At 67.2% G+C, this 20,404-nt stretch carries 19 protein-coding genes and 3 pseudogenes; 11 read left to right on the top strand and 11 right to left on the bottom strand.

All coding sequences use genetic code 11. The annotated features are described in order from the left end of the window. Window positions 1–566: 566 nt before the first annotated feature. A pseudogene (gene rlmN, locus AB0N03_RS46535) lies at window positions 567–1,139 on the top strand (23S rRNA (adenine(2503)-C(2))-methyltransferase RlmN); the annotation flags it as partial. Between the two features lie 221 nt (window positions 1,140–1,360). Then, window positions 1,361–1,648, top strand: a complete 288-nt coding sequence (locus AB0N03_RS46530) for a hypothetical protein (RefSeq protein WP_364386897.1) — start codon at window positions 1,361–1,363, stop codon at window positions 1,646–1,648. An 87-nt stretch (window positions 1,649–1,735) separates the two neighbouring features. Here AB0N03_RS46530 and AB0N03_RS46525 read toward each other — a convergent pair whose 3' ends face one another. Further along, window positions 1,736–2,377, bottom strand: coding sequence for a DUF6000 family protein (locus tag AB0N03_RS46525; RefSeq protein WP_364386895.1), 642 nt, complete (start codon window positions 2,375–2,377; stop codon window positions 1,736–1,738). Between the two features lie 249 nt (window positions 2,378–2,626). On the opposite strand from AB0N03_RS46525, the gene AB0N03_RS46520 reads away from it, so the two are divergent. Both AB0N03_RS46520 and AB0N03_RS46515 read left to right on the top strand, forming a co-directional pair. Beyond that, window positions 2,627–3,382, top strand: coding sequence for a class I SAM-dependent methyltransferase (locus AB0N03_RS46520; protein WP_364386893.1), 756 nt, complete (start codon window positions 2,627–2,629; stop codon window positions 3,380–3,382). Window positions 3,383–3,494: 112 nt separating this feature from the next. Then, window positions 3,495–4,286, top strand: coding sequence for a hypothetical protein (locus AB0N03_RS46515; protein WP_364386891.1), 792 nt, complete (start codon window positions 3,495–3,497; stop codon window positions 4,284–4,286). A 105-nt stretch (window positions 4,287–4,391) separates the two neighbouring features. Here AB0N03_RS46515 and AB0N03_RS46510 read toward each other — a convergent pair whose 3' ends face one another. Then, window positions 4,392–4,646 (bottom strand): hypothetical protein, encoded by a 255-nt coding sequence (locus tag AB0N03_RS46510; protein WP_364386889.1) that lies wholly within the window; start codon window positions 4,644–4,646, stop codon window positions 4,392–4,394. A gap of 529 nt (window positions 4,647–5,175) precedes the next feature. Here AB0N03_RS46510 and AB0N03_RS46505 point away from each other — a divergent pair. Continuing rightward, window positions 5,176–6,371, top strand: a pseudogene (locus tag AB0N03_RS46505) (IS701 family transposase). Between the two features lie 38 nt (window positions 6,372–6,409). Here the strand turns inward: AB0N03_RS46505 and AB0N03_RS46500 are convergent. Continuing rightward, on the bottom strand, window positions 6,410–7,015 hold the full coding sequence (locus AB0N03_RS46500; protein WP_364386887.1) for a phosphotransferase: 606 nt from the start codon (window positions 7,013–7,015) through the stop codon (window positions 6,410–6,412). A 182-nt stretch (window positions 7,016–7,197) separates the two neighbouring features. Between AB0N03_RS46500 and AB0N03_RS46495 the strand changes: the two genes are divergently transcribed. Next, window positions 7,198–7,920, top strand: coding sequence for a class I SAM-dependent methyltransferase (locus AB0N03_RS46495; protein WP_364386885.1), 723 nt, complete (start codon window positions 7,198–7,200; stop codon window positions 7,918–7,920). Window positions 7,921–7,948: 28 nt separating this feature from the next. After that, window positions 7,949–8,221: a hypothetical protein gene (locus AB0N03_RS46490; RefSeq protein ID WP_364386883.1), complete on the top strand. Its 273-nt coding sequence runs from the start codon at window positions 7,949–7,951 to the stop codon at window positions 8,219–8,221. A 142-nt stretch (window positions 8,222–8,363) separates the two neighbouring features. Here the strand turns inward: AB0N03_RS46490 and AB0N03_RS46485 are convergent, their stop codons facing one another. Together AB0N03_RS46485 and AB0N03_RS46480 are read right to left on the bottom strand one after the other, a co-directional pair. Then, on the bottom strand, window positions 8,364–10,271 hold the full coding sequence (locus AB0N03_RS46485; protein ID WP_364386881.1) for a prolyl oligopeptidase family serine peptidase: 1,908 nt from the start codon (window positions 10,269–10,271) through the stop codon (window positions 8,364–8,366). A gap of 1,138 nt (window positions 10,272–11,409) precedes the next feature. Then, window positions 11,410–11,892, bottom strand: a complete 483-nt coding sequence (locus AB0N03_RS46480) for a nitroreductase/quinone reductase family protein (RefSeq protein WP_364386879.1) — start codon at window positions 11,890–11,892, stop codon at window positions 11,410–11,412. 135 nt (window positions 11,893–12,027) lie between these two features. On the opposite strand from AB0N03_RS46480, the gene AB0N03_RS46475 reads away from it, so the two are divergent. Beyond that, window positions 12,028–12,645 carry a TetR family transcriptional regulator gene (locus AB0N03_RS46475; protein WP_364386877.1) on the top strand — a complete coding sequence of 206 codons (618 nt, stop codon included), beginning with the start codon at window positions 12,028–12,030 and terminating at the stop codon, window positions 12,643–12,645. A 75-nt stretch (window positions 12,646–12,720) separates the two neighbouring features. Here AB0N03_RS46475 and AB0N03_RS46470 read toward each other — a convergent pair whose 3' ends face one another. The 3 genes from AB0N03_RS46470 to AB0N03_RS46460 all read right to left on the bottom strand — a co-directional run bounded on the left by AB0N03_RS46470 (window position 12,721) and on the right by AB0N03_RS46460 (window position 15,288). Next, complete coding sequence (locus AB0N03_RS46470) at window positions 12,721–12,927, bottom strand: hypothetical protein (RefSeq protein WP_364386875.1); 207 nt, start codon at window positions 12,925–12,927, stop codon at window positions 12,721–12,723. Between the two features lie 433 nt (window positions 12,928–13,360). After that, window positions 13,361–14,017 carry a response regulator transcription factor gene (locus AB0N03_RS46465; protein WP_364386873.1) on the bottom strand — a complete coding sequence of 219 codons (657 nt, stop codon included), beginning with the start codon at window positions 14,015–14,017 and terminating at the stop codon, window positions 13,361–13,363. Beyond that, entirely contained in the window at window positions 14,005–15,288 is a 1,284-nt protein-coding gene (locus AB0N03_RS46460) for a sensor histidine kinase (RefSeq protein WP_364386871.1), read from the bottom strand. Before AB0N03_RS46460 ends, AB0N03_RS46465 begins: the two co-directional genes overlap by 13 nt. 186 nt (window positions 15,289–15,474) lie before the next feature. On the opposite strand from AB0N03_RS46460, the gene AB0N03_RS46455 reads away from it, so the two are divergent. Beyond that, window positions 15,475–15,966 carry a hypothetical protein gene (locus tag AB0N03_RS46455; protein ID WP_364386869.1) on the top strand — a complete coding sequence of 164 codons (492 nt, stop codon included), beginning with the start codon at window positions 15,475–15,477 and terminating at the stop codon, window positions 15,964–15,966. 492 nt (window positions 15,967–16,458) lie between these two features. Here the strand turns inward: AB0N03_RS46455 and AB0N03_RS46450 are convergent. Beyond that, window positions 16,459–17,333 (bottom strand): annotated as a pseudogene (locus AB0N03_RS46450) (aldo/keto reductase family oxidoreductase); the annotation flags it as partial. 282 nt (window positions 17,334–17,615) lie between these two features. Here AB0N03_RS46450 and AB0N03_RS46445 point away from each other — a divergent pair. Together AB0N03_RS46445 and AB0N03_RS46440 are read left to right on the top strand one after the other, a co-directional pair. Further along, window positions 17,616–18,299 (top strand): recombinase family protein, encoded by a 684-nt coding sequence (locus AB0N03_RS46445; protein ID WP_364386867.1) that lies wholly within the window; start codon window positions 17,616–17,618, stop codon window positions 18,297–18,299. After that, a complete protein-coding gene (locus AB0N03_RS46440) occupies window positions 18,266–19,051 on the top strand; it encodes a zinc ribbon domain-containing protein (RefSeq protein ID WP_364386863.1) in 786 nt (261 codons plus the stop codon). Before AB0N03_RS46445 ends, AB0N03_RS46440 begins: the two co-directional genes overlap by 34 nt. Window positions 19,052–19,280: 229 nt before the next feature. Here the strand turns inward: AB0N03_RS46440 and AB0N03_RS46435 are convergent, their stop codons facing one another. After that, window positions 19,281–19,628 (bottom strand): beta/gamma crystallin domain-containing protein, encoded by a 348-nt coding sequence (locus AB0N03_RS46435; protein WP_364386861.1) that lies wholly within the window; start codon window positions 19,626–19,628, stop codon window positions 19,281–19,283. Between the two features lie 303 nt (window positions 19,629–19,931). Further along, a complete protein-coding gene (locus tag AB0N03_RS46430) occupies window positions 19,932–20,372 on the bottom strand; it encodes a hypothetical protein (RefSeq protein WP_364386859.1) in 441 nt (146 codons plus the stop codon). Between the last annotated feature and the right edge of the window lie 32 nt (window positions 20,373–20,404).

The following is a 20,404-nucleotide window of genomic DNA, read 5'->3' as shown; positions in this document are numbered from 1 at the left end:
GGGAGAAAACTTTCGACGCCGTTCCGGCATTGATCATCCTCCATTCCAGACTGGACCTTATTAGGTCCACTGTCCGGAAAGCAGGAGGCGCGCCAAGAAACGTCCGCTCATCGGCTACCTAAGGCGGGCCGGTAGGACGGGTTCGGCTGGTTGGTGAGCAATCGAGCAGCGCGGATGCGGCGGTCCGGATCTCTTCGTCCTCGGTGAAACGCGCCAGCCGCCAAAGTAGGCGATCCAGTGGAGTTGTTGGTGATCGCGTGAGCCACCGCCGTTACGTGATATTGACGATCACCATGTCGGCGAGGTGGCGCAGTGCGGCGATGCGGACGGGCAGGCACTTGCCCTAGGACCATCACGTTGATAACGCTTATCGGTCTGTAAGACAGACACGCTGGAACAACTGCACATGGCCGCAATGCGACGACCCCGGAAGCGGCCCCTGGAGTCCGCCGCTTCGGGAGTGGTCAAGCTGGACAAAGTCGACGCGCGTCAGAGTGACGAGGAACACACGCGAGTGTGCAGCGCTCTGACCTGCGTGAACATCAGTCTCAGTGCTTTGTAAAAGGGTAGGCATGGGTGAACCACTCGCGAATTTTCGTCGCGTTATATCGGCGATATATCGAATCGTTGATACGACTCCTGCCGGGCTTGGTATTTCGCAGCGGTCGGTGACGGTGTCGACGGTAGGTTTGGCGCCGGCGATTCGGAAGCTGGCGGACGAGAACATGCAGGTGCGCCTCGCGGTGTCGCTGCACACGCCGGACGACGAGCTGCGCGACACGCTGGTGCCGGTGAACAACCGGTGGTCGATCGACGAGGTGCTGTCGGCCGCGCGGTACTACGCGGACACCTCGGGCCGCCGGGTGTCGATCGAGTACGCGCTGATCCGGGACATCAATGACCAGCCGTGGCGGGCGGAGCTGTTGGCGAAGCGGCTGCGGAAGCACTTGGGTCAGTTGGTGCATGTGAACGTGATTCCGCTGAACCCGACGCCGGGTTCGAAGTGGGATGCGTCGCCGAAGTCGGTTGAGCGGGAGTTCGTGCGACTGGTCAACGCGGGCGGTGTCGCGTGCACGGTCCGGGACACTCGGGGCCAAGACATCGCCGCTGCTTGCGGGCAGCTCGCCGCCGAGGGGTAGGCCCTTGTGACGTGGGATGTGTAGTTGGCAGCCCGACAACGCTCGCTCAGCGGCATGACAGTGCGTTCGGGGAGAGCGGCTCCGTGCGACATGATGGTTCGATGTTGGTTCATGTGGAGAGGCTCACCCGGTCTCCGGGTGACACCGCGCTGGTCGAGGTGCGAACCTCGGTCGGGACGGTAGCAGCCCGATGGTGCGGAGGTCCCGAGGCAGCACCAGGGGTGCACCATGTCGAGTGGGAACTGGACGACGAGTTTCGGTGGGGAATCAATTGCGCACAGGTCGAGATCGAGGAACCGTGCCTGTCTCAGGCGGAGCGCGGAGTCTTCTTCCGCGGCCGGCTGGGGGTTGTCGGAACCGCGTCGGAGCCGGCGTTGACGCACTTGGAGCTGGCTGACGCGGTGATCGATCTCGGCCATATCGATGCCCTGCCTGACGGCATGGCCGGCTCATGGGTCGAGCTCTATCTCGCACCCGAGAAGATCAAGGTGTACCCCTTCCTGGTTTGACTTGCCGTCACCGCGACTTGTTCGCTCATCGGCAATAGCGGACGTTGGATTGTCAGTTCAGCTGTGGCCGTCTGGCAGTAGTCTTGGTCAGTGGTGGTCGTGACGATCGTCTAATGATCCGGATCGTGCGCTTTCCCTTGCGAGTGCGCACATCTGCTGATGGACCACTGTGCGCCTTGCGGTGACGGTATCCAGGCCCTGCGGGGTAGCGCGGCGCCGGAATTGCCACCAGAGACCGTCCGGTTCGACGAAGCGTGTGGCGTGGCCGGTGCCGAGTGCCTCGTCGAGGCACAAGAGTGCACCCAGGGCCTCGGGCTGGTCGTAGTTGAGGTCCGGCCGGAGCAGGTATCTGTCGAGGTAGGCGATGAGGTGGGTCGCGTCGGCGTCGGTGCCAAGGCAGGTCAGAGCCATGCAGTACGCCCTGCCGGCCCTGGGGCCTTCGCTGGCGAGGAGAAGGGAGCCGAGCTTGTCGCGAAACTGGTTCCGGTCGGTGACGGCGATGAACCACGCGGCGGTCCAGCGTTCGCGCCATCCACCGTCATCCAGTAGCACCTCGAGTTCTGTGTCGGTGATTTGCCGGGCGGCCTCGGCGAGTTCCCGCAGGAACGCAGCGCGGTCGGTGACCTGGGTCCGCAACAGTCCTCCGCCGAGTCGAAGGTAACGCCGTCCCGGCGTGACGTAGCGCGGGATCAATTCCGCCAGCGTGGGGGCGTCATCGGGGTGGTGCATGGATGCCATCGTGCCGGGGAGGTTCGGGTTCTGCCAGCGGTTTCCGGAGTGCCGACGCTTCCGGCTGAGGGCGGTAGGGGGGCAGTTCGTCGAGGACCCACGACGAGCCGGCATCTGGTGCTGGTCGGAGTGCCCGACCAGCGGCATGAGCGGACGGGTTGCCCCGGCGAAAACTATTGGTGAACCGACTTGCTCCGCTGATGTACTGATGTGCCACCGTGAGTGGGCCACGTGACGGAGGTAGTAGTTGTGACGGGTTATGACGCGCTTACCGAGGTGTACGAGTGGCTCATCTCCGATGCGAAGCTGGCTCCGGCCGAGTTCGCTGCGTCGTTCGATGACGTCCTCAGCCTCCTGCCGTCCAACGCTCACGTCCTCGATTGCTCGTGCGGAACCGGTCAGTTAGCGGTTGGCCTGGCCGGTCTTGGCATCCAGGTTGTCGCAACTGACGCCAGCGAAGCGATGGTTCGTCGGACTGCGAAGCTGTCTGAGGAGTTCGGGGCATCTGTCCGGACAGTGCGGGCGGACTGGGAAGAGTTGTCCGACCATTTCGATGACGTCACCTTCGACATGGTGTTCTGCGTTGGCAACTCGCTGCACCATGCCGTGGGCGCGAGAGGCAGGGTTGCTGCTCTGGAGTCGATGTCACGGCTTCTGCGCCGTGGCGGGCGCTTGGTGCTCACCTCCCGTACGTGGGAACTCGTGAGGGCCAGAGGTTCCCGACTGAACATCAGTGACCGACTCGTCCGCCGGAACGGTCGCGATGCCGTCGTGGTCTACCGCTGGGAGATTGCACCGCTTTGGGAGGAGGAGCACCACATCGAGATTGCAGTCGCGCAAGTTGATGCGGCTGGGTCGGTTCTTGTCCGCTCTGAACTGCTGTCGTGCTGGCCCTACCGATACGACGAACTCGAAGTCGAGTTGCGCCGGGTCGGTCTTCGGACGGAAATGAGCACGTTCAACCCTGAGGCCGAGAACTACATGGTGGTGGCGAGCAAAGTATAGAAATCGGGCTCAACTACCCGGAAAGCCAGTTTCGATCATTCGCTCATCGGCATGTCCGGGCACCGCGGTCGATGGGCGGCTGGTCATGTGGAAGTCTGCGGTTGTGGACTCAGTGACGCTGCACGTGGCGGCCCGTCGGTACCTGATGGATCGCTACGACGAGCTGGTCGACCAATACGCCGCGCTCCCTGACCAGGGACGCGCCGGGTTCGGCTACCGCCCCGAGGCCTATCGGATTTTCCCGCGCTACAACGTGGTCGCGGCGATCCTGGCGCAAGTCGAGCGGCTCGATCCGGATCGGCTTCCCGAGCAGTCCAGCCTGCTGGCCTGGCTTGTCGAGGCTGCAGCCACTGTCCAGTCCCCGTTCACCGAGCCGGAGCGCAACGAGGTGGCCGCGACGGTGATGGCCGAGGAACGGCGGCTGTTCTCCTCGGTCGTGAGGGAGTTGGCCGGCCGAGGCGATCTGCAAGTACAGCCACTGCCGTACCGGCGTGTGCTCACATCGGCTGAATCGGTCGCCCGGCAGCAGCAACTACAGGGGTGCTGGGGGCTGGTCGAACGATCGTGGCATCCGATGATCGCTGCCGAGGCCCCGCCGGAGGTGCTGATATTGGTCGACGCGGTCATGTGGGACGTCCCGGAAGCCGTCACGCACGTGCGTACGGCGCTGCGGGCGGCAGGCGGTGGTCGCGTGACCGAGTTGCGCGAATACGGCGAGGAGTACCTCATCGATGTGGACTTGGTCGCGCCTCGGTACACCGGTGCTGAAGGTGTGTGGAGCGACGACACGCTCACCTGGGTCGCTTACGCCTCCCACGAAGGAACCGTCGCCTTCGGTGGCCAGCTCGCCGCTGCCCTGCCTGCCCTCTGGCCCGACCTGGACCGATGGCGCTGGTCTCCCTGAAGGCCGTCTCCTGCCTCGGAGTGCATCGACCGCTCATCGGCGTGAGCGCGTCCCGGTGGACGACCGGTCAGCGGCAGAAGAGGACGTTCGGGCAGTTGTCACCGCTCACTGGCCGTAGGAGTAACGAAGATCGGCGAACAGCAGCTGGTTGAGCCTTCGCCGGAGGTGTCCGGTCTTGCTCTGGTCGGGTGCTTCGTCGGGCGTGAGCAAGGTAAATCTCAGCAAGGTCCCGCCGTCGCGCGAGGCCGTCAGCACGAAATGCACCTGATCATCGGGCCGGCTTGGCCACAGTGATGACCACACCACCTGGCTGGGCTTCTCTGCGGCCAGGACTCTGGGATCGACTTCGTCGGCCAGCAAGTGGAGCCACGGACGGGCTCCTGGCCGACGAGGCTCCACGAGTGAGTCCCGGACGACAGACGGAGGTGCCGGCAGTGTGCGTGCCCGCGAGCCGATCTCGATCACACGAGCAGAGTATGTCGATCTGCCAACGTGCACACGCTCAATTCGGCATGAGCGCGGGTCTCGACGTGATGCCCGATGACGCGCCTGATCTTCCTTGCGAGTCAGGTGATCCGGCGGTCGCTGGTGACGAGGCCGTCGAGCCCGCCGTCCGGTTGCTTGCAGGGGCTGGTCCGGGCGTGGGCCGGGATGCCGACGATCAGTTTTCAAACTTGTCCCGAATGCCGTCACCCGCGCTGAGGGCCGGACCTGCGTGTCGCCGACGCCGCCTGGCACGTCTGGGCCTGGTCATGCTTCCGCCGCCGACGACACCAGCAATCCCGTCTCAGTCGCTACGAACTCCGCGGCAACCACTCGTCTGACTGCCGTTGCGGTACTAGTACTCCAGCGGCACTTCGTGATACTGACGGTGCAGTGTGTCGATCTTGTGCTGAGTGATGATGACCTGGCTGCCTGGGTGTCGGGGTTGGATGACCTGTTTGCGCAGGTCGCGGGACGGTTCCATCGGGCGGAACCTCGACGCAGGGCCCGTGCCTACGTGCGTGGCCTGCTGGCGCCGCTGGCCGGCAAGAACGGCTGGACGCTGGCCGAGGCCGCCGGTGACATCACCCCGGACGGGATGCAACGCCTGCTCAACGCCGCAGCCTGGGACGCCGACGGTGTCCGTGACGACGTCCGCGACTACGCGGTCAGGCACCTGGGTGAGCGTGACGGTGTGCTGATCGTGGACGAGACCGGATTCCTTAAGAAAGGCACCAAATCCGCTGGGGTGCAACGCCAGTATTCCGGCACCGCCGGACGCATCGAGAACTGTCAGCTCGGCGTGTTTTGTGCCTACGCGACCAGCAAAGGCCGCACCTTGATCGACCGCGAGCTGTACGTGCCGAAATCCTGGACCGCCGATCGGGAACGCTGCCGCGAGGCGGCCGTTCCCGACGAGATCGAGTTCGCGACCAAGCCCGTGCTCGCTCAACAGATGCTCGCCCGCGCCCTGGACGCCGCGTCCCCGCCACCTGGGTCACCGCCGACGAAGCCTACGGCGGCGACTCAAAATTCCGTCGCTGGCTGGAAGACCGGCGGATCGGCTATGTCGTGGCCGTGCCCAGCAACCAGACCATTCCCGCGGTGGCCGGCACGTCCCGTGCCGACGCGCTCGTCACCCACGCCCCCGATGACGCGTGGAAACGCCGCAGCTGCGGCGACGGCGCCAAAGGACCACGGATGTTCGACTGGGCCGTCGCCGAGCTGCCTGCCTATTCCGACACCACCCCGCCCGGCTGGGGGCGTTGGTTGCTGGCCCGCCGTTCACTGACCCGCAACAGCAAGGGCACCTTCGAGATCGCTTACTACTTGTGTTGTGCCCCAACGGGAACGACCGATAAGGATGTGATCCGGGTAGCCGGTGCGCGGTGGGCGATCGAGGATTGTTTCCAGACCGCGAAGACCGACGTCGGCCTCGACCAGTACCAGGTTCGCCGCTACGACGCCTGGTACCGGCACGTCACCCTGGCCATGCTCGCCCACACCTATCTGGCCGTCACCGCCGCGATCGCCCCACAAGCCCTGGTAGCGGCCTCATCCCCATCACACTGGGCGAGGTCAAGCGTCTCCTGGCACACCTGATCACCACCCCGTTCGACCGCCTCGCGACCTGGGCCTGGTCACACTGGCGCCGACGCCATCAATACCGCGAGCCGGGCCTGAGTGTCCAGCAGCGCCTCGCAGCGTTGAATCGCCCGCCGCCACGCGGCCTGGCCGATTCGGGCGCCGATGGCCGGATCGGCCAGCCGCCGGCCGACCCGGGCGAAGGCTTCGTCACACCGGCCGCGCAGATCCCACGGCCAGCGCGCGGGCGGGGCCACCGCGTGCAGCGCGGCAAGCAACTCTCCCCACCGCGGCGGCAACGACGTCTGCGGAAGCTCGCCGGCCTCGGTACCGGGCCGGACCTCCTCCAGCACCATCGCGCCCGCCTCGACGTCCGCGGACAACACCGCCGGCACCCGGCCCGAGGATGCGAACACGCGCAGCATCTCCACCTGCCTGCCCAGCAGTGTCCGATCCGGACTGAGCTTGAGCACCGCCGGCGTTCCGTTCGGCCATAGACATCGCATGACGACCGAGGACGCTCCACTCGTGAACAATTCACCGAGCACGAGGCCCCACCGGGAGGCCAGCCGCGTGGCGAGGGCCGGAACCTCGTCGAGCCATCCCTCGGCTTCGGGACCGAATCGACTCACCAACCGTGCGCCAGCTTCTCCGATGTCCACTCCGGCAGTCTCGCACCCGATCGGCCGTGGGACTGAGCGTCCCGGACGGACGACGGCGACGGTGCCCGGACTACGGCAAGTTCGTGCACCCACCAGAGCGTGGAGGGATGTGAGATGGTCGAAGGGTGGCGAGGAGTGCTGGGGAGTTCGACAGCTGGTACGCGGATCGGATCGAGTCGCCGGTGGCCGATGAGCTGGTGCGGCGGGTGCTGGGGCTTCCGCCGGATCAGCAGTCCACCAGTCTGCTGGGCGGAGCCGGGCTCGATGAGGTCGTGACGGTGCTTGACCTGCGTGCTGGGCGGGTTCTGGTGGATCTGGCGTGCGGTCGTGGCGGGTACGGGCTGGAGATCGCGCGGCGCAGTGGCTGCCGGGTTGTCGGGGTCGACTTTTCCGCGGTCGCGATCGAGCACGCCCGGCGCCGGGCGCGGGTGTTGAGGCTGGCGGATCGAGCTGACTTCCGGGTGGGTGAGCTGACCGCCACGGGGCTGAGCGCGGCGTCGGCCGACGCGGTGCTTGTCGTTGATTCCCTCCAGTTCGCCGAGCCGCTGCCGGACGCGTTGCAGGAGTGTCGTCGCATTCTTCGCCCCGGCGGACGTGTGATCGTCACGTGCTGGGAAGCCCTCGACGCGGACGACGAGCGATTGTCGCCGCGACTGCGGCAGCTGGATCTGGGCCGGCAATTGCCGCGCGCCGGCTTCGTGGATGTTGAGGTCGTCGACAAACCGGGGTGGCGTCTGGCCGAGCAAGCGCTGTGGCAGGAAGCCCTCACCATCGAGGCCGGCAATGACGCTGCGATGCGGTCGATGCAAGATGAGGCACAACGAATGCTGGCGACCTTTGACGGGTTGCGCCGTGTCCTGGCCACGGCACGCGCACCTCACTCAACCAAGGTGTCGCCGCCGTAGTCAGCCCGTGTCCCGGATTCCACAGCGGATGTTCGCAATCCTGATCACCGGCTGTGGGCGCCGATTTGTGGAGAAGGGTGCGCTGGGCATCGTTACTGTGGGCGGCGTGGAACGCCGTATCGACCTCAGCAACCTTGACCTGGACCGGGCGGCCGTGATGGTGGCCGCCCGGTGCGCCGGCTGGGCTGACGTGATCATCATTCATCCGGGCATCGACGAGCCGGCCAGCGAGTATGTCGAACTGGGCGACGTCGAGGAGTTCGGGCCCGTGTTCGACCGCGTCGTCGGGCCCCTTGTTTGAACCGGTCGAGCGCGAGGTCGGTCATCGAACGCCTCGAGGCTTGCGGGCAACCTCTACCCGGCACGACCGAACGTTCAGCAGAGTCTAATTGAGTCTCGCTGGCGCTTGATACAAGACTGAAAATTCCCGGAATTGTTCCCGCTCAGGGCCTGAGCCAGCGGTCGAACCAGGCACGGGTGCGACGCAGGACGTCGAGTTGGTGGTTGCGTTCTCGGATCGAGTGGCCCTCCCTGGGGTAGATCACGAATTCGTGCTCGGCACCGAAGTAGCGCAATGCCCGGTGAAAGTACACGGCTTGGCCGAGCGGGACGTTGGTGTCCTCGGCGCCGTGCAGGATGAGCACCGGGGTGCGGACCCGGCTGGCAAAGGAGACCGGGCTGACCGCGTCATGCGGGTGTGGGCCGATCCCCTCCCACCCGATACTGCCGCTAAGCGCGCCGTCGAGCTGGCCGTACTCCCCGGTCGCAGCGAGCATCCCCCAGTCGACGATACCCGCGTCGACCAGCGCGGCGCGAAACCGGTTCGTCTGCCCGATCGCCCAGGCGGCCATGAACCCGCCGTGGCTCCCACCGGCGATGCCCAGCCGATCGGGGTCGGCGATGCCCTCGGCGATGAGCAGGTCGATGCCGGTCAGGACGTCGGACCACTCCTCCCGGCCAACTCTGCCTGCGACGCTGGCCGCGAACTCGTGACCGTGGCCCTGGCCGCCGCGCGGGTTGGGCAGGAACACCGCGTATCCGGCGGTGGCCAGCCATTGTGCCCGTGCGCTGGGGAACGAGAACAATTGGAGGCGATCGGCGTACCGGTCGTCGGGGCCTCCGTGCACGACTGTGACGAGCGGGAACGGACCGTCCGAGGCGGATTTCCCGACGGGCAGCACGAGCAGACCGTCCAGATCGAGGCCGTCGGCGGCTCGATAGGCCAGCGGTCGCTGAGTGCCGAACGCGATGCCGTCCAGTTCGGGGCGGGTGTCCGTGATCTTGCGCAGCGGCCCGGTTGGTGGCCCGACGTGAACATTCGTGGGTTCGTAACGGGTGCCGGTCAATGCCGCGATCGCCGTGCCGTCGGGAGTGGTGGTGAGGGCGTCGAGGTGGCCGGGGTGCTGCGACAGTGGCGTGGGGCCGTCGGGGTCGAGCTGGGCCAGGGTCGTGTTCAGACCGTCGGCGAACACCACCAGAGGGGCGGCGTCGGTCTGACACAGTTCGGTGGGACACATCGGCAGGTCGGCGGTGCGGTTGCGTCGGACGCGGCTGCTCATAGCCAGGTCAAACACGGCGGTGCCGGCGTGAAGAACCGGTGGGGTGAGGGCGACGTAGCCGAGGTGCCAACCGTCTTCAGCCGGCCACCAGGCCAGGGATTGTGCGTCGACCTCGACCGGTCCGAAGTCTTCCGCAGTCCCTGTGGCGGGGTCGAACAGGTGCAGCTGGCCGGTGCGGGGGCCGTAGTCCTTGTCGGCGCTGGCCTGCGTGAGCACGGCGAGCGGGCCACCGTCGGGTCGTTGCCGCAGTTCCACGACGTGCCGGCCATCGAACACGCTCGGGGTGGTGACCTGGCCGGTGCGCAGGTCGAGCAGGCGCAACCGGGCACGCGGTTCGCGTTCGCCGACGACAATGGCGTCGTCACGGTCCCGGGCGCGGCGGGTGTCCTGTTCGGTGGGCTCGTCGTTGGCGAGCAGCGCGACCAGGTCGGGATCGGCGAGCGGCAGGTGGTCGACGATGCCAGCGCGCCAGCCGGTCAACACGATCACCACGCCGTCGGCGGGGGTGAGCCGGCGCAGTTGCGGAGTGCCACGCTCGGCGCGGTCGGACAGGAAGTACAGCGTGCGCGAGTCCGCGGACCAGCGAGGCCGGGACTCCGTCGCGGTGTCGGCCGTCGGCCGCCGCCACGCACCGTCGCCTTTGATGTCGGCGAGCCAGAGTGCGGTGTCGAGGTGGTCACCGGTGCGGCTGGTGGGGGCGAGGACGTAGCAGAGCAGATGCCCGTTCGGAGCGAGAGCCGGGGTCTGCGGGACGCGGCCCTCGACCACGAGTTCGGCAGTCAGATCTGTCATGCGATCAGTCTGCCAATGTCAACGGCGCACCACGTGGACGAGCCAGCGCGCTCGGACGAAGCGTGCAACCGCATCGACGGCATCGACCTGAAGCCGCCACCGTGCGGTGGTTACGAACCCGGCTGACGGTGCGCCGAACATCGCCGGGTAGGCGGGACGCATTGCTGCGCCCCGCCCCCCTCAGAACCGTGCGTGCATCTCGTCGATGCACACGGCTCAAGCAAGCCCTGGGGGCGATTCAGGAATGCAGGTTCCTGACCTTGGGCCAGTCCCATCCTTCGTCGCCGTGAAGATCCTGCCCCGTAGCCGCCGTACGTTGTCCTCGTGGAGCCGCCAGTCAATGGCGTCCCAGGTGAGGATGTCGTCCTCAGGTCCGTTCACCGCCATGGGTGTCTAACTTGCCCTTCGGTTCCGGCGGGTACGGTGCTTCGTCGTCACGGGCTCACCCGCCACGTGTCAGCCTGCTTTCGCAGCCGGGCACCAGGCCCGGTATCCGGCCAGTTATGCGGAAGGCAACCGGTGGAGGGCCGGTCACATCGCGTCCGTTTTCCTGCTGCCTTTCGGCCGCCGGCGTTCGCTTCTTGGGCGTCCTGTTCCCGCCCGGGGATTGGGCTCTCCTTGCGGTCGGCTTACCGCGACACCTCGGAGGTTTCGCGGACCTGGACGGGGTTTCCACGTTCTGCACGCGTGAGATGCGGCCGGGTCGGATGTCCTCTGTACCCCGGAGGCGACGGTGTTCCCACGGCCGTAGGAGCGTCCTCGGCCGTCGTCTGCCGACTTTCAGCGGCTGGCCTCTTATCTTCTCCGGCACTGCAACCCGACCCGGGAGTTTGCCGTAACGAGGCATCAGCGAGGGTTCACTGGCGTTCACCCTTCCGGCCTTCCCCTCACCTGTGGTCCCCGGACTGAGCGGGAACCCTTGGGCTTTTCCCTGAGCTTCGCACCCAGCCATTACTGGCCACGCACCTCAAGGCGGGGACCGGTCACGAACACTGACCAGGAGCTACGTCTCCGGCACTGGACCGAACCTCCAATCGACGAACTCACTCACCCCGTGCGACCTCGTGTCGCAACGCTCGTCGGCATGAGGAAAGCGGGCGGAGAGCCAGCCGGTGTGACGGCATTCAGGGCGTCACGTTCACCAGTGGTGGGCATCCGGATAGCGCTTGGACTCGGGCCGGCCGTGGAAACGCGAGGATGGCCGCTCCGGCCCGAACTGTTCACCGGCGGGTTCGAGCACGACCACAGGAATCTTCCGTGCGGTGTAGGTCGCATAGGCCGCGTAAGGCTGGTAGATCGCTACCGCTCGCTTCCACAAATCGACCCGCTCCGTGCCCTCGGCGACCCGCGGGCGGACTCGCCGCCGTTCGCCGCCGGGCAGCTCCACCTCCGTGGTCGCCATCGCCATCACGTTGTGGAACCACGCCGGATGTGCGTCCACGCCGCCTTTCGATGCGACGACGACCAGCTGCGGCGAGTCGTCGAGGTAGATCAGGGGGCTGATCCGGGCCTCGCCGGACTTGCGGCCGACATGGTGGAGCAGCAGCACGGGGGCGCCGCCGAAGAACGACCCGCCCACCTTGCCGCCCGTTTTGCGGAACAGGAACGTGTTGAGCCGCACCAGCTGTCGCTGCAGTGTCCAGTAGCGAGACGTCGGCGGGGGAGGCTTGGGCATGTCGGAATTCTGTCATGCTATGACAACTGTCGTCAAATGACAAAAGGCTGGCGATGACGTGATGGTCGTAAGCTGGACGGTATGGAGAAGCTCGGCCTGCGGGAACGGAAGAAGCAGCGGACACGGGAGGCGCTGATCGACGCGGCCCAAGCGCTGTTCTGCGTCCACGGCTTCGAGGCCACGACGATCGACCAGATCGCCGAATCGGTTGAAGTCTCGTCGCGAACGTTCTTCCGGTACTTCACTTCGAAGGAGGACGTCGCGCTGGCCCTCGCGGACGACCAGATCACGGCGGTGCTCGAGGCGTTCGCCGCGCAACCGGCCGGTCTGCCGGTGCTGACCGCGATGCGGACGGCCGCGGTCGAAGTCGTCCGGACGTACGAGACCGACGCGCGCTTCAACGGCCTGCAGGGCTTGATCTCGGCCAACCCGGCGCTGACGGCCGCGCGTATCGAGCGGGCGACCGCCCGGTTCGACGAGGTGGCGCGTCTGATCGGCGCCCGGATGGGGGTCGACCCGGCGGCGGATCCCCGGCCGTACCTGGTGGCCTCGGTAGCGCTTTGCGCGGTGCAGACGGCAGTCGTCGCTTGGCGGGCGGCCGGAGATCAAGCGCCGGAGTCAGAGCTGACCAGGCAGGCGTTCGACCTGTTGTCCACCGGCCTCGACTACCCCGCGGGGCCGACGGTCACCCGTCGCTAGCCGATAACGGCACCACGCTGTCGCCAGACGCTGAGTTCGCTCCCGGTCGCGTTCTGGTGAGTCGGCAGCGTCGTGTCAAGCGCTGGTGGGGTCCGTGGCGAAGCGGCCGGGGTGGGCTGGGCGGATGTAGCTCACGGCCTTGGTGACGCCGAGTCCGAACACGCGGATGAGCTGGCCAGGGTCGGCGGTGTGGTGGGCCTCGTCGAGGATGTGGTCGGTGCGCAACTGCCGCGCGGTGATCCCGTGCTGCCGGAACGGGGCGCTGAGGCCGTGCCGGCTCATCGGGTTTGCTCGTGCGCGGTGAGGCGGGTGATGAGCAGGTGCGGTTCAGGTTGAAGGGGCCGGTGCTCGTAGCCACTCGGCCGTCAAACGGGCGGCAATGGTGTCCAGAACGAACGTGAACGGCAGGCCGGGCGGGACCGAGTAGGTGTGCCGCGGAAGGTGACCAGGGCCTGCGGGCTGACGGTGCGGGCGAGGTCGGACTCGGCCGGGAACGCGACCAGCGGAGCCGGGTGCAGCCGCTCGGCTGCGGCGGCTCACCGACCGTGGTGCGCTCGCTGTCGCGGACCCGGCGCCGGCCGTCGTGCGCCACCAGTGCTGCGCAGCCGAGTGGTTTGCGTTCTCCGCCACGCCTCTGCGGTTCCCGCGCCGGGGTGGGCAGGTCACCGATCGGACCCCGTAGTGCTTGGCGACCTGCGTGACCCCCGCCCACGCTTCACCCGGTCGGCGACGCGCGCTCCAGGAATCGCAGCACGGCCAGGACTCGCCGGTGATTGCCCTCCGAGGCGGGCAGGTCGAGCTTGGTGAAGATGCTGTTGATGTGCTTGGCCACGGCGCTCTCGCTGACCACGAGCTTCTCCGCGATCCCGGCGTTGGACCGCCCCTCGGCCATCAGCCCGAGCACCTCCCGCTCCCGCCCGGTGAGCCGGTCCAACGGGGTGTTCTGCCGCCGCACCAGCAGCTGCGCCACCACCTCGGGGTCCAGCGCGGTGCCGCCCGCGGCCACCCGGCGCAGCGACTCCAGGAAGACGCCGACGTCCGCGACCCGGTCCTTGAGCAGGTAGCCGACGCCGGTGGTGCTCGTGGAGAGCAGGTCGGCGGCGTAGCGCTCCTCGACGTACTGGGACAGCACCATGATCGCCACCTCGGGCCACTGCAGCCGCACCACCAGGGCGGCGCGGATCCCCTCGTCGGTGAAGGTCGGCGGCATCCGCACGTCCGCGATCACCAGTTCCGGGCGGTGCCGCTCCACCGCGGCCAGCAGCCCGGCGGCGTCGTCCACCGCGGCGGCCACCTCGAAGCCGGTGGTCTCCAGCAGCTTGATCAGCCCGGCGCGCAGCAGCACCGAGTCCTCGGCGATCACAGTTCGCACGGCAGCTCCACCACTACCGTGGTCGGCCCGCCGACCGGGCTGACTATCTCGAACCCGCCGTCCACCGAGGCCGCGCGCTGCGCCAGGCCGGTCAGCCCGGAGCCGCGGGCGGCGTCGGCGCCGCCGATCCCGTCGTCCGCGACGGACAGCCGCAGCCGGGCGCCGTCCAGCCACACGTCCACCCGGGCTGCGGACGCCTGGGCGTGCTTGGCCACGTTGGCCAGGGCCTCCGAGACCATGAAGTACGCCACCGCCTCGACCGTCGGCGGGACCCGCCGGGGCACGTCCACCGCCAACCGCACCGGCACCGGGGAGCGGGCCGCGATGCCGGAGAGCGCCGCGTCCAGGCCGCGGTCCTCAAGGACCACCGGGTGCAGGCCGCGGACGAGGTTGCGCAGCTCGCCCAGGGCCTCCTTGGCCTCCTCGTGCGCCTCGGCCAGCGCGGTCCGGGCGTCCTCGGGCAGGTCCTTCAGGGTCGCCCGGGCCAGGCCCAGGTTCATCGCCAGGGACACCAGCCGCTGCTGGGCGCCGTCGTGCAGGTCGCGCTCGATCCGGCGGCGCTCGGCGTCGGCGGCGTCCACCACCGCGGCCCGGCTCTCGGTCAGGTCGGTCACCCGGCGGGCCAGCCGCTCCGCCCGGCTGGGGCCGAGCAGGTCGGTGGCGAACTTCAGATCCCAGCGCACCGAGGCCATGACCAGCCAGGGTGAGAGGTAGACCACGACCAGGCACACGAGCGCCCACCAAAGCGCCAGGGACGTCGCCATCGGCAGCCAATTCCAGTTCGGGCCCAAGACGATCGCCGCGCCCAGCCAGCCGAAGAAGATGAGCCCGGAGACCCACGTGGTGCCCGCGATCACGCCGACCAGGTTGGCCGCCGGTCCCGCGATCAGGTGGTAGCAGCCCTGCCGCCAGGTGCGCGGGTGGCGCAGCCGCGCGCGCATCCGCTGGAGGAACGGCGCGTCCGCGGACGCCGCGTCCCGGGCCGTGTGCGGGGCCCGGGGGATCTGGGCGCCCCGGATCTCGTAGTACGCGTACCGGCGCAGCGTCGTGAGCTGCGGGCCTAGCAGCACCGCCGCCAGCGGCGGGAGGAAGGCGCAGGCGAGGATCGACGGCAGGTAGCTGGGGGCGAAGAACGCCCACGGCACCCCGATCAGACCCAGCGGCAGCAGGCTCAGCGCCGAGGAGAGGATCACGAACCACAGGTCGCGCCACGCCCGCCCGCGCCAGGGCGCCAGCAGGAAGCGGCCGATCGGCGCAAGGACGGTGTGCATGGCCCCGACGGTATTCGACCACGTGACCGGCGCTCCATGGCGCTGGTGCCCGCTTCGGCCTGTACCTGGCACCACCCCCGGAACGGAAAGCCACGCTACTGATTCGCCGGGCCGCGGTGGCCAGAGTGGTGATCGTGCCCGGCGCACCACCAGACGCCGACGCTGGGCGGAGAGGGGACGACCGCCATGTTCGCTGTCACGGGCCGCCTCGACCGCGACCCCGTCCTCGGCCGGTTCGGGTCCGAGCCCGGGCCCCGGCCGGGGCCCGGGCGTGCGGACGCCCGCCCCGGCAGACGCCGGCCGAGTGCGCTCGGTGCCGCCTTCGTGCTGGCCGGGCTCGCGATGATCCCGTGGGTGTGCTACCTCTCGGCCACCCTGCCGGCCAGTGCGCGAGACGCGCACTGGTCGCTCGCCTGGGTCGGCCTGGACAGCTGCGAGGCGCTGGCGCTGTTCGCCACCGGCCGGTTCCTGCTGCGGCGGGACGACCGGTGCGTGCTGACCGCGGTCGGCACCGCGGTGCTGCTGCTCGTGGACGCCTGGTTCGACGTCACCTCGGCGGCGCCCGGCCCGGACCTGGCCACTGCGATCGTCATGGCGGTCTTCGTCGAGATCCCGATCGCGCTGGTCTGCGCCGTGCTCGCCGCGCGCGTCCTGCGCACCCCGTTCCCGCGCGGCTGACCGGCCGCCTCGTATCCGTTCCGTCCGCGCCCTGTCGCGCGTCACCGGGCAGAGAAGACCGACGCCGCCCGTCAGCCGTCCCTCGCGCAAGACCGCCCTCGCCGCCGCCACCGGAGCTGCCGCCGTCGCTACGGGTGCACGGTGGTTCAGCGACCGCGCACCGTATCCGCATTCACAGCGTCGCCTGTTGGATCTGGAGCTGCCCTTCCTGGGGCTGTCCGATCTGGACGCGGCGCCTGGACATCGTGGACGTGCAACAGGAAATGCTCGACCACGTGATGCGCCGGGCGAAGGAGGAGTTGCGAGCGGGTAGGAACGCGGCGAGCACGTGGCGGCAGCGATCGTGGCCGCCGTGGATCGAGGTCGGACCTTGCCGACGCGGGGGCCTGTCGGCAGGCCGGCCGAGGTTCAGGCGCGTGGCTTGACACTGCTCGCCGTCGGAGAGACTGCGCGTGCGGAGGTGGCAGGCTGGCCAGTAACGCCGTGCCCGGGGCTGACCTGGTCCAGCTCGGCCAGGTCGTTGCCGGAGAGCTGAATTCCCGCGCCGACGACGTTCTCGGTCAGGTGCGCCACCGACGAGGTGCCGGGAATGAGCAGGATGTTCGACGATCGTTGCAGCAGCCAGGCCAGTGCGACCGACATCGGTGTCGTGTTGAGCCGCGAGGCGACAGCCGACAGCGTCGAGGACTGCAGCGGGCTGAACCCACCGAGCGGGAAGAAGGGCACGTAGGCGATCCCCTTTCCGGCGAGCTCGTCGATCACAGCCGATCGTCATGCCGGTGGGCGAGGTTGTACATGTTCTGCACGCACACTATCGGCGCGATCGCCTGGGCTTCGGCGACCTGGTCCAGGGTGGCGTTGGAAACGCCGAGGTGCCGGATCCGGCCCTGCTGCTGGAGCTCGGCCAAGGTGCCGAACGCCTCGGCGAGTGAGCCGGCCTGGGGTCCCCGTGCGTCGCCGAGCCGGAGGTTGACCAGATCGAGCCGCTCGAGGCCGAGGGTTTCCAGGTTCTCGTGGACAGCGAGGCGCAGATCCGCGGGCCGCCGGGCCGGGGGCCAGCCACCCTGCTCGTCGCGGCGCGCGCCGACCTTGGTCACGATGCGCACCGACTCGGAGTAGGGGTGCAGCGCTTCGCGGATCAGCTCGTTGGTGACGCGCGGGCCGTACGCGCCGGAGGTGTCGATGTGGGTGATGCCGAGGTCGACGGCCTTGCGCAGGACGGCGATCGCGCCCTCGCGGTCGGCGGGCGGGCCCATGACCCCGGGGCCGGCCAGCTGCATGGCGCCGTAGCCGAACCGGGTGACGGTCAGCTCGCCCAGGGACCAGGTGCCGCCGGTCAGGGGAACAGCGGGTTCGTCAGTGCTCATGCCGTCGATCTTCACTCGCGGCCCGACGAGGGGGCCAACACCGATCCGGTGAGCTGTGATACCTGAGGAGTATCACAGCGAGCTATGCTGTGGCATGGACACCGTGGAGACCCGCGAGCTGCGGTACTTCGTCGCCGTAGCTACGACTCTTCTAGTGCACACTGGCTGTCATGGGACCTTCACAGCCACTCCGTGAGCGGGGCCGGACGCTGATTGAGCATGCCCCTGACCAGCTAGTTTGGATCCTCCAGGCCCGTGAATCCAGGGTTGTGCCGGGGCAGGATGCCCCGGGGTGAGGGACAGGTCGACTACCAGCTCAGCGACCTGCGGAAGTTCGTCAAGACGATTGGCGGCCGGGTCGAGCGTGAGGTTCCCGAGCCCAACGTGTCGTCGTTCAAGCGGCGGCGCGTGCTGCTGCCTGACGGCACCTACGGCTATCGCGTGGTCCGCCCGGATTGGGAGTCGATTCTCACCGCTTTACGCCGGGATGAGTGCAACGCTCTTGCTTGCGCCGACATCGACCGGGCAACCCGTGATCCACGCATCTTGGAAGACCTCATTGACGCGGTTGAGTTGTGCGGCATTTACGTCGTGAGCATGACCGGGAACATCAACCTCACGACCGATGACGGAATCGACTCAGCGCGACGTCTGGTCGGTCAGCGAAACTCGGAGTCTCGCAATACTTCGCGGCGCGTCACCAAAGGTAAGCGCCGAGCCGCGCATGAGGGAAAAAACCATGGCGGCCCACTGCGGCCGTTCGGCTGGCGAAAAGATCGAATCAAAGTAAACAAGCGAGAATCGAAGCACATCTTGGCGGCAGTTCCGCGCATCATTGCGGGTTTAAGTCCGTTGACGTTGGCGCAGGAATGGAATAAGCGCAAATACCGACTGTTACCGGGGTCGAGTGGCGGGCGGCGACGGTTCGAAATATGTTCACCCGCCCGCGCATTTGCGGAATGGTGACCTATCGCAACACGGTTCTCCGAGGTGAAGACGAAAAGCCGGTTCGGGGTCAATGGGAGCCGATCCTTACCGACGATCAGTACGCAGCCGTGATGCGTGCGTGGAAGCCAGCACAGACGCAAGAACAGTCCCGCGTCGGCGGGAAGGGGCGCGGATATCGGACTAATCATTTGCTGTCGCCGTTCGTTAGATGCGGCAAGTGCACTGCCCGAATGGTGGGTTCCAGTAGGCGCGACCAGCGTTCGGGAGAATTGGTTGAGATCTACCGGTGCCCATCGAAAGGGCAAGGCGGCTGTTCCGGCGTCTCGCGCGACGCGGCGCCTGTGGACGCTTGTATCAGGGCTTTGGTGCTAGCCGAGCATCGAAAGATCCAATCGCGGAAGCTGGAAAAGCTACCGCCGTGGCCGAAAGAGAAGGAACTCGCCGACCTGAAAGCTCGAATGCGGGAATCGACGATGCGCTACGAGGCTGGCACCTACTCAGGGGAAAGCTACTTTCCCAGCCTGGCGCGCATGGAAGCCACGGAGGCCACGTTGAAACGAGAGAAACGTAAGTACGCCGTCCGGCAGGATGCCCGCGACGCGGCGGTCGCGAACCTTGACGAGCAATGGGAAAAGCCGAGCTTCAGTATCGAATTGAAACAAGCGGCTATTGCCGAAACCCTTACGGCTGTGGTGATCTCACCCGCCGGGAAGGGTGTTCGGTTCCATCCGGACCAAATCAAGCCGATTTTCCGCGACGAGAACGACTGAGCTTCCACGCAGGACACGACAACGGCGGGGCGTCGGGCCAGCAGGCCCGACGCCCCGCCGCTTTGCGTCACGAGTAGCAACCCGGCCGGATTCGAATACCTTAAGCTGCCGAGATTTAATTTGATAGCTACCAAGCTTGAAAACCCGTGACCGCCGCACCTAACTTCTGGCAACTTCCGACACGATCAAATAGTCTTCAAATGCCGCTTAAGCATCGCAATGCCGCCTGCTAATGAATGTTGATGGCGTCTACATCCGGCGGATTGTTCGGAAAGGTGACAATGTTCCAGCGTGAAATTGAAACAACGCTACCATTGAAGTCAAAGTAGGTGATATCATTATTACCCGTGGAGATCTTGTCGACCCAAGCGCGTACCGTGACGGTCCCACTATTGGCAAAGCACTCATGGGCGCTTGCGTCACCGGAATGAGAATGCCACCAAATCTCAAGAAGGTCGGATCCAGTGCAGGGTACCTTGGTGGCGGCAGAGGCTGTTCCTGCTGTTACAAACAGGGAGCACAGAGCTACGGCGGCAGCGGTAAGTGTTACCGCTGCCTTTCGCGCGTGCAAATTCATGGTTCTCCTCGTCGAACCTCGGTACAATTTCTGTCCGTTATTTTCTAGCACGTTATCAACACTTACCGTCAAGGTCGGCAGCTTACTTTTGGGAACCATGGAAACCTTCATTCGGCGCAGTTGCACGAGTGCGTCCCACGCCAGGGACGGGGTCGTGGAAGGTGGTCCAGGTGAGTCCTTCCGAAGCGACGCCGGGTGCCCAGCGGGTGAGTGCGGCGGAGTCGGAAATCCCCTCGAGGACCGTGACGGTGAGGAACAGCAGCCCGGCCGTGAGGGCGGCCGCGCCCGCGGTGTGCCGGACGATCAGGCCGATCGCGGCGCCGAGCAGGGCGACGGTGCCGACGTAGAACCTTGGCCCAGTACGGCGCGCAGGACGTTCGGCTCGCCGAGGCCGACGTCGAGGTGCTTGCCGGCCAGGCCGGCCTGCCCGGCGAAGAAGGTGAAGAATGCCAGTAGTTCCCCGGCCACGAACGCGGTCCCGCCGACGACGAGCAGTTTGGCGGCCATGACCCGGCCGCGTCGCGGGGTGGCGGCGAAGGTGGCGCGGATCGTGCCCGTGCCGTATTCCGCGGTGACGGCGAGGACACCGAGCAGCCCGAAAGCGAACTGGGCCAGCTGGAAACCGGTGAAGGTGCCGAACACGGGATCGAATTCCGCGCGGGCCCGCGGTCCCCAGGTGTCCCAGGCGTGGACGGCGGAGCGCGCTTGGAACACGGCGAGGGAGAGCGTCGCGGCGGCTGCCACGACGAGGATCAAACGAGGTCGAGCGCAGCGAG

The sequence above is a fragment of the Amycolatopsis sp. NPDC051061 genome (assembly GCF_040682935.1).
GTDB lineage: Bacteria > Actinomycetota > Actinomycetes > Mycobacteriales > Pseudonocardiaceae > Amycolatopsis.
Note: the sequence above shows the minus strand (reverse complement) of the source record. Positions and strands in the feature narration are given on the sequence as shown.

Excerpts from the sequence above, each read along its gene's own strand:
- AB0N03_RS46525 (WP_364386895.1), bottom strand. The coding sequence starts at position 2,377 with ATGCACCACCCCGATGACGCCCCCACGCTGGCGGAATTGATCCCGCGC.
- AB0N03_RS46490 (WP_364386883.1), top strand. The coding sequence starts at position 7,949 with ATGTTCGCAATCCTGATCACCGGCTGTGGGCGCCGATTTGTGGAGAAG.
- AB0N03_RS46485 (WP_364386881.1), bottom strand. The coding sequence starts at position 10,271 with ATGACAGATCTGACTGCCGAACTCGTGGTCGAGGGCCGCGTCCCGCAG.
- AB0N03_RS46475 (WP_364386877.1), top strand. The coding sequence starts at position 12,028 with ATGGAGAAGCTCGGCCTGCGGGAACGGAAGAAGCAGCGGACACGGGAG.
- AB0N03_RS46470 (WP_364386875.1), bottom strand. The coding sequence starts at position 12,927 with ATGAGCCGGCACGGCCTCAGCGCCCCGTTCCGGCAGCACGGGATCACC.
- AB0N03_RS46460 (WP_364386871.1), bottom strand. The coding sequence starts at position 15,288 with ATGCACACCGTCCTTGCGCCGATCGGCCGCTTCCTGCTGGCGCCCTGG.
- AB0N03_RS46455 (WP_364386869.1), top strand. The coding sequence starts at position 15,475 with ATGTTCGCTGTCACGGGCCGCCTCGACCGCGACCCCGTCCTCGGCCGG.
- AB0N03_RS46445 (WP_364386867.1), top strand. The coding sequence starts at position 17,616 with ATGCCCCGGGGTGAGGGACAGGTCGACTACCAGCTCAGCGACCTGCGG.
- AB0N03_RS46440 (WP_364386863.1), top strand. The coding sequence starts at position 18,266 with ATGTTCACCCGCCCGCGCATTTGCGGAATGGTGACCTATCGCAACACG.
- AB0N03_RS46435 (WP_364386861.1), bottom strand. The coding sequence starts at position 19,628 with ATGAATTTGCACGCGCGAAAGGCAGCGGTAACACTTACCGCTGCCGCC.